This window comes from Winogradskyella sp. (genome assembly GCF_016744625.1).
GTDB lineage: Bacteria > Bacteroidota > Bacteroidia > Flavobacteriales > Flavobacteriaceae > Winogradskyella.
In genome coordinates, this window is sequence record NZ_JADGDZ010000116.1 from 1 (window position 1) to 9,576 (window position 9,576).

The 9,576-nt window shown below is 32.4% G+C and carries 8 protein-coding genes; all 8 read left to right on the top strand.

Annotated elements, in window-relative coordinates:
- Positions 1-647 (top strand): tail fiber domain-containing protein (locus QZZ53_RS15835; RefSeq protein ID WP_296386479.1); only part of this gene is annotated, 647 nt, incomplete at its 5' end.
- 10 nt (positions 648-657) lie between these two features.
- A complete protein-coding gene (locus tag QZZ53_RS15840) occupies positions 658-1,992 on the top strand; it encodes a hypothetical protein (RefSeq protein ID WP_296386480.1) in 1,335 nt (444 codons plus the stop codon).
- Positions 1,993-2,009: 17 nt separating this feature from the next.
- Positions 2,010-2,633, top strand: coding sequence for a hypothetical protein (locus QZZ53_RS15845; protein ID WP_296386482.1), 624 nt, complete (start codon positions 2,010-2,012; stop codon positions 2,631-2,633).
- Between the two features lie 167 nt (positions 2,634-2,800).
- Positions 2,801-3,328, top strand: a complete 528-nt coding sequence (locus QZZ53_RS15850) for a hypothetical protein (RefSeq protein WP_296386484.1) — start codon at positions 2,801-2,803, stop codon at positions 3,326-3,328.
- A gap of 177 nt (positions 3,329-3,505) precedes the next feature.
- Positions 3,506-4,711, top strand: a complete 1,206-nt coding sequence (locus QZZ53_RS15855; RefSeq protein ID WP_296386486.1) for a hypothetical protein — start codon at positions 3,506-3,508, stop codon at positions 4,709-4,711.
- Between the two features lie 42 nt (positions 4,712-4,753).
- Complete coding sequence (locus QZZ53_RS15860) at positions 4,754-5,728, top strand: hemagglutinin protein (RefSeq protein ID WP_296386488.1); 975 nt, start codon at positions 4,754-4,756, stop codon at positions 5,726-5,728.
- A gap of 16 nt (positions 5,729-5,744) precedes the next feature.
- Entirely contained in the window at positions 5,745-6,536 is a 792-nt protein-coding gene (locus QZZ53_RS15865; protein ID WP_296386490.1) for a T9SS type A sorting domain-containing protein, read from the top strand.
- 75 nt (positions 6,537-6,611) lie between these two features.
- The coding region (locus tag QZZ53_RS15870) for a sensor histidine kinase (protein ID WP_296386493.1) at positions 6,612-9,576 on the top strand (2,965 nt) is incomplete at its 3' end.

The window sequence follows — 9,576 nt, forward strand, 5'->3', positions numbered from 1 at the left end:
AGACAGGCTATAGAGCACTCTATAATAATATTAATGGTAATTTTAATGTAGGTATCGGAGTAGAAACACTTTTTTTAAATACATCTGGAGATAATAATACAGCTTTGGGCTATGGAGCACTAACTGGTATTACAACAGGTAATAATAATATTGGTATTGGTTTTGATGCAGAAGTCCCTTCAGGAACTGGATCTAACCAAGTAAAAATTGGTAATTCAGCAATTTCTTATGCTGGCATACAAGTAGATTGGTCTATAACATCTGATAAACGTTGGAAAAATAATATTAGAGAGCTTCCTTATGGATTAGATATAGTGATGCAATTACAGCCTGTAGATTATACTCGAAAAAACAATCCAAATAAAACTCGCGAAATGGGTTTTATTGCACAAGACTTAGAAGTTTTATTGGAAAAAGTTGGCTACACAGACCAAGGATTTTTAACCAAAGATGATGATGGGTATTTAAGTGTACGTTACAATGACCTTATTGCTTTACTTACTAAAGCATTACAAGAACAGCAACTTATTATAGAAGCGCAAAATTCAAAAGATGTCGTACAAGATAAATTCATCAAAGAACAAGGTAAATCTATAGAAGACTTAGTAGCACGATTAAATCTTATAGAATCGAAATCAACCAATTAAAAATAAGATTATGAAAAACACAATCACATTACTCATTGCTTTACTCATTTCAATTTCAAGCTTTGCTCAACAAGGCATTAACTATAAAGCCCTTATTAAAGATGGAAATGGAAGTGTGATTGCGAATAATCAAAATGTTACAATTCAATTCGAAATCCTTAGAGGTAGTGCTCAGAACTCTGTTTACAGAGAATTACATTCCTCATTTACGGATGCCAATGGTATTACTTCAGTTAATATTGGAGAAGGCGCATTATTGACTGGAAGTCCAACTTTCAGTACAATCGATTGGGGAAGCGATGAACATTTTTTAAATGTGAAGATTAATACAGGTAGTGGATTGACAGATATGGGAACAACCGCGTTTAAAACGGTTCCTTATGCCTTAAGCTCTATGGATAATCAATGGTTGGTTAATGGAAATAATATAAGTACTAAAAACTCTGGAAACACAGGTATTGGAGAGAACAATCCAACTGCAAAACTAGATATTAATGGTGATTTAAGACTTCAATTGGGAACGTCGGTTAATGAATTCTCAACAGACGGAAACTTCTCAGGTAACAGCAACAATGCAATACCTACAGAAAATGCGGTAAAAACATATGTAGATAATAGTGGAGTATTTAAAACTATAAATAATGTTACAAAAAATTCTGGTGGTTCTATAGCTACAAATGATTTTTTATTTGGTAGTACACAACTTAACTATAATGGCGATGAAACCAGAAAATTTTTCTTTGACAAATCTAAAGGAGCATTTAGGGCAGGTTTTGTAAATGGTACACAATGGAATACTCAAAATATTGGTGATTTTTCTACCGCATTTGGTTTTATTACAGAAGCAAGAGGTGATCGCTCAACCGCTTTAGGGTCTGGTACTATAGCGTCTCGATTTGCTTCAACTGCAATTGGAAATTACAATTCAGATGATTCAGATGGTTTATTTATGATAGGTAATGGGACATCTGATGGAAATAGAAATAATGCTTTTGTCGTTAAAGATGATGGGGATATTGTTTTGGACGGAGAATTAAACACCACATCTACTGGAAATGCTAATATGGTAGCAATTGCTTATGGTACAATTGCAAGTAATGGAGATATTTCTACTGGTAGCGGCAACTTTACAATAACCAAACCTTATACTGGAACTTATGACATTACAATAAATAATGAGGTATGGAATTCTACTGATTATATAACTGTGTTAAGCAGAATTACTAATACTGCTGGATTTATTAAAGCACACGCAAATACTTCAGGTTATTTTCGTGTAACCGCAAGCAACTATGACAATGTTTCTCAAAATACCGCTTTTTCTTTTGTAATATATAAACCTTAATTATTAGAGCAATAACCATGAAAAAACTCACAACACTCATTGCCATTATACTATTCGTTTCTTGTAAATCTGAAACAAAAAAAGAGGCAATTATTAATGTTAAAACTGAAACAGAAAAGCCTTCAGAAATTACAAGTTCGGAAAAATCAAAAAACAATGGTACTTACCTCTGCACCATAAACGGTAAAGCATGGCATTACACTAAAGCTTCTGGTATTGTAAGCAGACACAAAAAGACCAACAAGCACGAAGCCATTTTTACGTTTACCAAACAATTAGAAAAAGGTAAAGAAACCTTACAATTGACTTATGATGGAGACACCAATCAACTAGAACGAATCTCAGTGCATTTAAAAGTGCCTAAAAAAGATGGAGGTAGAATGACAGCGATGTATCTATATCATCCTAACACAACTAAGTTCCATCCAAATGCTAAAATCTCAGGCTCTATAGATTTATCAAATTCTAGTAATGCAACTGGTAATGCAAAAGTTTCAGATTTAGAGGTTCGCTTCGATAAAGAAAATGTAAAAAATGAAGATGATACTGTTATAACTGTAAAAGGCATCAACTTTAAAGGTATAGGCTACTCTGAAGCTGGTAAACAATTTGGTTCTAAAGGTACTTCAGCCAATAATTAAAGCTTAAATATAACTCATGTTACATACGATACAACCTTTGATACAATTGTCATAAGACGAAAATGAAGAGATTTATAATTTGATGCTATTCAAAATAAAGAAAGTCAAAACTATAAATCAGAGAACAATAATTAAAAACAACTAACCATTAAAACCAAAATAATAGTATGAGAAATTCAATTTTAATATGTCTAATAGCAGTATTCACTTTTGGTTGTGATACAGATGTGCCAGAAACAGATACAACAGCTCCAGAATTTAGTTTGAGAATTTTCAACGCAAGATTTGACCACACGTTCACACAAGACGATGATTTAAGCAACCTCACACTTAGATTAAAAAATGATGCAGGCTATAGATTTACATTAACAGGTGTTGATAATGGTGGTGTAAGGGTTATACAATGGCAATTACCTGCCGACAACTCTATTGCGTTTGACAATGAGATTACAAGTCCATGGTCCATCGTAAATACATCGTCTATAAGAAGAATGATTGAATGGCTTGGCGACCGTAATAATGCACTTACAGGTGCTATACTAGATGGAAAATTTAGAGCAACTGGTTCCCAAAGGCAAGATACTTTTAGCTTTTTGGTATCTGACTTTGGAGGTGAATCTGGCAGTTACAATACTTACTTTTCACAATTGAATATATACATCGGTAATTGGGAAGCAGAAGTTGTTGAGTTCTAATTATAGAATGAATTAAAAAAAGGACTTCAACCAATAAAGTGTACCTAGTTACATATCTTATATGATTTGTTACAATAGTACAACCCACAAATAAAGATCGTAATTAATTTTACAGAAAATTATAAATCCTTATTTACTTTTTATTAAAACAAGTACTAATAGATAAATACAACTAAAATGAAAAAAGACCTAACCTTATTAGTTTTACTATTTATTACATGCATAGGATATGCCCAAAACGGAATCAATTACAAAGCTGTAATCAAAGATGACCTTGGTAATGTCGTTGCAAACGATCTAATTCAAGTACAGTTTAACATTTTACAGGGAGCAATTAGTGTTTATTCAGAAACTCATTCTCCTACAACCGATGACAACGGTATCATCATCATAAATATTGGAGAAGGAGCATTAGTTTCTGGTAGCCCAAATTTCACTAGTATTGATTGGGCTAATGACATTCATTTTCTTGAAGTATTTATCAATATAGGTGACGGATTAATAAATGTAGGAACTACAGAGTTTAAAACCGTTCCATATGCGCTAACATCTGGTGATAAATCATGGGAATTCGAAGTTGACAATGTATATGTCTTATCTAAAAACGTAGGTATTGGAACCAACACGCCTACAGAATTATTACACATTTCTGATGAAGACAAAGCTGGAATAAATTTAACTGTCCCTAGTTATTTAGACGAAACTCAAATAGAATTAAAAAACGGTGTTGAAACCGGATCCCATTCTTTTTTCAAAATTTCAAATCAATCAGATACATTTAAAATAGCTTTAGATACAGATATTACTACTACAGTTGGTTATGAAGATAAACTTTCTGTTAATTCTGCAGGCCTTGCATTACAAAACGGCACAAGTGTTAACGAATTTTCGACAGACATCACCTTATCTGATAATAGCAATTCAAAAGTACCAACAGAACGTGCAGTGAAAAGCTACGTGGATGATGTAGTAGGTAATCAAGTGATTTTCAAAGTTAGAGGTAATGGTTTTGCAGTAAAAGATATAGATGGTCTTACTGAAGTAGAGACAGATATTTGGGATATAGAAGTATATGACACAGCAAATGCTTTTAATACAGCTACAGATCGATTTGTTGCCCCAAGCTCAGGCTACTATTTTCTTCATGCATGTATTAGACAGTCAAACTTTGTCACCACAGCTTTTTTTAGATTACGGTTCAATGTAGATACATCTGCCAGGTACAGTACCTATGTAGATGAAGATGATGTAAAAACAGAGGTCAGTGGTGTTTATTTTTTAAATGCTAGCCAAGAAGTCTATGTCTTATTAAGAAATTATTCTGCCGGAGAAAACGAGAGAATGGATGGGAGTGGTAGTTGGTTTGAAGGTTACAAACTCTAATTTAAAATGCAATACTTAAATATTTATATAAATAACAAACACATGAAAACATTAATAACATTATACAGTTTATGCTTTGTCATTGTCTTCGGAAATGCGCAAACCATAGAAAAATTTAGCATCGATTCTGGAGGTGCATCAACCACAGCCGGAGGAATTGAAATTTTTTACACCATTGGAGAGGTCAATGTACAAGAATATAGTACTCCTACTCTTTCAATTTCCGAAGGCTTTATTAATTCTAGTTTCAAACTAAAAATAGACCCTATTGTATATCTGCAAGGTCCGATTCTTAATCCAGATACATGCGGACTTATGAATGATGACTTGCGCACTAATAACCTTATCCCAACTACCAGTCCATATAGAGATAATACTACCTGTAACTCATCTGTATTCTCAGTTACTGGGAATGATGCCATAGTAGATTGGGTTTGGGTAGAAGTACGTGCGAGCAATGATAACACCAAACTACTCAATGGCAAATCTGCACTATTACAACGTGATGGTGATGTTGTCGCTTTAGATGGCACATCTACTTTAACTATGAATGCTCCACCCAAAGACCATTACGTTGTGGTAAACCATCGCAATCATCTGGGTGTAATGAGTCAATTACCAATTGTATTAGCAGAAGATATATCAACAATAGTAGATTTTACAGATACTCTTTTTGATACGTTTGGTCTTAATGCGCAAGCTGTTTTAACTTCTGGAGACACTGCAATGTGGACTGGAGATGCTAACACAAGTGATACCGTAACATTTTCTGGTGCTAACAATGATGCTAATGCCATAAAAGATTACATTTTGGCAGATCCTGCCAACTTTCTCAATTTTATAACATTCTCTTCAACTGGCTATTTAATTGAAGACGTAAATCTAGATGGCACAGCACGTTTTTCTGGTACAGCAAACGATAGTAATCTTATAAAAGATAATATTTTAAACCATCCTGGAAACTTCTTAAATTTTCCAACCTATACCATTTCAACCACAGTACCACCTTCAAATTAATTAAAAAAACATTATCATGAAACATTTTTACACTCTCATCTCTCTATTTATTATTATTTCATTAAACGCTCAAAATTATGAGTTAGCAATAGTATCTAATGGCAACTATAATTTTTCTATAGTGGCAATACCAGATTTTGATTCTTCTGGCAACACAGATATTTCGGATATAGGCTTTGCATTAATGGTACCAACTGGTAACACAGATGTTGCAAACTTGTCACAATTTAATGGACGTACAATTTCATCAACTGAAGTCACAGCTACAGTACTCTCTGCTAATGGGCTTGGAGATGGCACACGAGATGGGTTTCTAATTAATTTACCACCTGGACAAACCTTATTATCGCATACTTCTGGGCAACAAATTGTTATTCTCTCTTTTGATATCACCAATATGCCAACCACTGGTCAGTTAGAAATATTAACTAATACAGATCCTATTGCTATTGGTCTTGGAGGATCTTTAAATAGTTTTTATAATGCCAACATAGACAGTACAACTACACAAGATTATTTTGGAGGTATTGTTAGCGGACAAGGTAATTTTATGTTTGATGTTTTAGGTATTGAAGATGAAACATTATCTAATGTAGATTTATACCTTTATCCAAACCCAACTCAAGACTTTGCTTATATTAAAACTTCTGCAGTTATTAAAACTATAGAAATCTATGATATTACAGGTAAATTAGTTCGAGATGTTAAAACTAAAAAACTAGTGGTAAGTGATCTTAATTCTGGTGTTTATTTACTAAAAATATATACCGAAAACACGACTATTGTTCGTAGGCTGATTAAGGAATAAACCCTAATCTTTGATTTATTTATAATCATTCAATAACTTTACTCTATGAACTTCAACAGAGTAAAGTTATTTTTTTTGAATTTAATATTATTTGTTGGTTTAACATTTGCCCAAGAAGCTAAACAATTTTCATTTAGAAACCTTACTGTCAATGACGGACTCTCTCAAAATAGTATTGTAAGTATTGCCCAAGATTCAATTGGTTATGTCTGGTTTGCGACACAAGATGGTCTTAACAAATACGATGGTAGAAGTTTTACGCATTACGATAAACAATTTCAAGATATAACAAGAACTACTTACAGCCATTTAGGACAATTATATACAGATGAATTTGGAGACTTTTGGATCTATAGCTTAAATGGTTGGTTAGAACGCTATAATTATAAAACAAAAACGTTTGAAGGTGTTATAGAAATTTCTAATGTCACTAAAATTTATAGACCTACAAAAGAAAAACTTTGGATTGGCACATTAGAAAACGGGCTTTATGAAATTGATATTTCTAGTAAAACATCAAAAAAAATATTTCCAGAAGCACTCAGCAGTAAAAGTGTTTTTGATTTACTGAAAATAAATGACACTTATCTATTAGCTACATCTAATGGAATATATACTATAGAACAAGGCAAAATAAGTTCTGCCTTTTCATCGAAAAACATTCCGATAAGTAGCCTTAAAAAGCATAATAACCTTCTCATTGCAGGAACATACAGCAAAGGCTTATTGTGTTATGATCTTGTAACAAAAAAAACTATTGATGAATTTGCTAACTTATTTCCTCAAGGTCTAAATATTCAAGATGTATTGGTAGATTCCAAATCTCGATTATGGATAACAACCTATGGCAACGGTGTTTTTATGAAAACATCTAGTAATAATATTGTAAATCATTTTGAGGCAAAAAAAGAAGATCCTTACGCCTTACACTACAATGATGTCTTAACCGTTTTTGAAGATAATACTGGTGTGATTTGGTTAGGAACGGATGGTTCTGGTTTAAGTTTTTATGATGAAACTTTAGCCAAATTTAATGTGATGACCAATAGCCAAACACCAGCTAACATTCATGTCGATGTTATTAGAGCGATTGCAGTATCAGAAGAAAAAGTATGGTTAGGTACTTCTGGTAAAGGGCTTACAAAATTAAATCGTAATAATCGTGATGAAGCTTACACATTTACTAGTCAAAATTCAAACATAGCTAGTGATAGAATAATGAGTTTACATTTGCATAATAGTGACCTCTGGATTGGTCATCAAGGTGCAGGTTTACAAGTCTTAAAAGACAATAGATTTACAACAATCTCTCAATTAAACAAAAAAACGATTTGGAAGATTATCTCAGATAATTCTAACCATATCTGGATTGCAACTCGTAACTCAGGATTCTACAAATTAGATATTGAAGGAAACATCATTAATAATTGGTCTCAAGAAAATACATCGCTACCAACAAATAACATAAGAACACTAGCATTTAGTGAAGACAATTCTTTACTATATATAGGCACAGACAATGATGGTGTATATACTTTAAATCAAAAAAACAATCAGATAAATCCAATTGAAGGTATAAGCAATGCTACCAAATCATTAGTCTTTGACAATAACAAATTGTATATAGGTACTAATGGAGATGGTATAAAAATCTTAAATACCAAATCCAATAACATTACACATATTACTAAGGAGAATGGACTACCTAATGAAGTAATTTATGGAATTTTAAAAGATAATGATGAGAATATTTGGATAAGCTCTAATAGAGGTATTTCAAAAATTAAAATCACAAATTCTGAAATAAAAATTACCAATTATTCTAATTACGATGGCTTACAAGCTTTTGAATTTAATACTGGCGCTTATGTCAAAGCAGAAGATGGCACTCTATTTTTCGGTGGTTTAGAAGGCTTTAATTGGTTTAGACCATCACAACTACAGTTAAATACTGTAAAACCAAAAACAATAATATCTAAAGTAGAGCTATTCAACAAACCTATAGAAGAGGCAAAAACAACATTTAAACATCACGAGAACACACTCACATTCACATTTTCTAGTTTACAATTCTCACAACCAGAGCGTAATTTATATCAATATAAACTTGCTCCGTATGATAAAGATTGGATACTCAGTAACAACATCAATTTAGCGCATTATACTAATTTAGAGCCAGACAATTATTCCTTCTATGTAAAGTCGAGTAATTATGACGGTTTATGGAGTAATGAGACTGCCAATTACAAGTTTATAATTGAAAAACCGTGGTACAAAACTAACTTAGCCTATTTCATATACGCGCTGTTATTCTTATTCAGCCTCTACTCTATTTACAGTTATTTTAAATTTAAATGGAAATTAGAAACACAAGTAAGACTAGAACATGCAGAGACTGAACGCTTAATGCAGCTCGATGAATTTAAAACAAAACTCTACACTAATATTTCTCACGAGTTTAGAACACCTTTAACTTTAATATCTGGGCCAATAGATAAACAGTTAGCAAACAAAACTCTAAAAGAGGAAGATAAAAAAGAATTACAATTAGTAAAACAAAATGCGATGCGTTTATTAGGTTTAGTGAACCAAATGATGGATTTATCGCTTATAGACGCAGGCCAAATAAAGTTAAAAGTAGAGCAAGGAAATTTAGGTATAATTCTAAAACAACTCGTAGCAGCATTTCAATATAAAGCTAACGAAAAAAGCATAAAAATAAATGCTACAATAAACAACTTAGAAGACTGTTGGTTCGATAAAGATATTCTCGAAAAAATAGGCTCTAACCTTCTTTCTAATGCCATAAAATACGCACCAGAAAAAACGCAGGTTTATTTTACAGCACAACAACAAAATGAGCAATTACAGTTATCTATCATCAATCAAAACGATCAAGTAAAAGCAGATAAATTAGGAGAACTATTTAAACGTTTTTATCAGAATAACGAAACCTCAGAAGGTATAGGTGTTGGTCTGGCATTAGTAAAAGATTTAGTGACCTTGTCTAAAGGTACCATTTTGGCAAATACCTTAGATG

Excerpts from the sequence above, each read along its gene's own strand:
- QZZ53_RS15840 (WP_296386480.1), top strand. The coding sequence starts at position 658 with ATGAAAAACACAATCACATTACTCATTGCTTTACTCATTTCAATTTCA.
- QZZ53_RS15845 (WP_296386482.1), top strand. The coding sequence starts at position 2,010 with ATGAAAAAACTCACAACACTCATTGCCATTATACTATTCGTTTCTTGT.
- QZZ53_RS15850 (WP_296386484.1), top strand. The coding sequence starts at position 2,801 with ATGAGAAATTCAATTTTAATATGTCTAATAGCAGTATTCACTTTTGGT.
- QZZ53_RS15855 (WP_296386486.1), top strand. The coding sequence starts at position 3,506 with ATGAAAAAAGACCTAACCTTATTAGTTTTACTATTTATTACATGCATA.
- QZZ53_RS15860 (WP_296386488.1), top strand. The coding sequence starts at position 4,754 with ATGAAAACATTAATAACATTATACAGTTTATGCTTTGTCATTGTCTTC.
- QZZ53_RS15865 (WP_296386490.1), top strand. The coding sequence starts at position 5,745 with ATGAAACATTTTTACACTCTCATCTCTCTATTTATTATTATTTCATTA.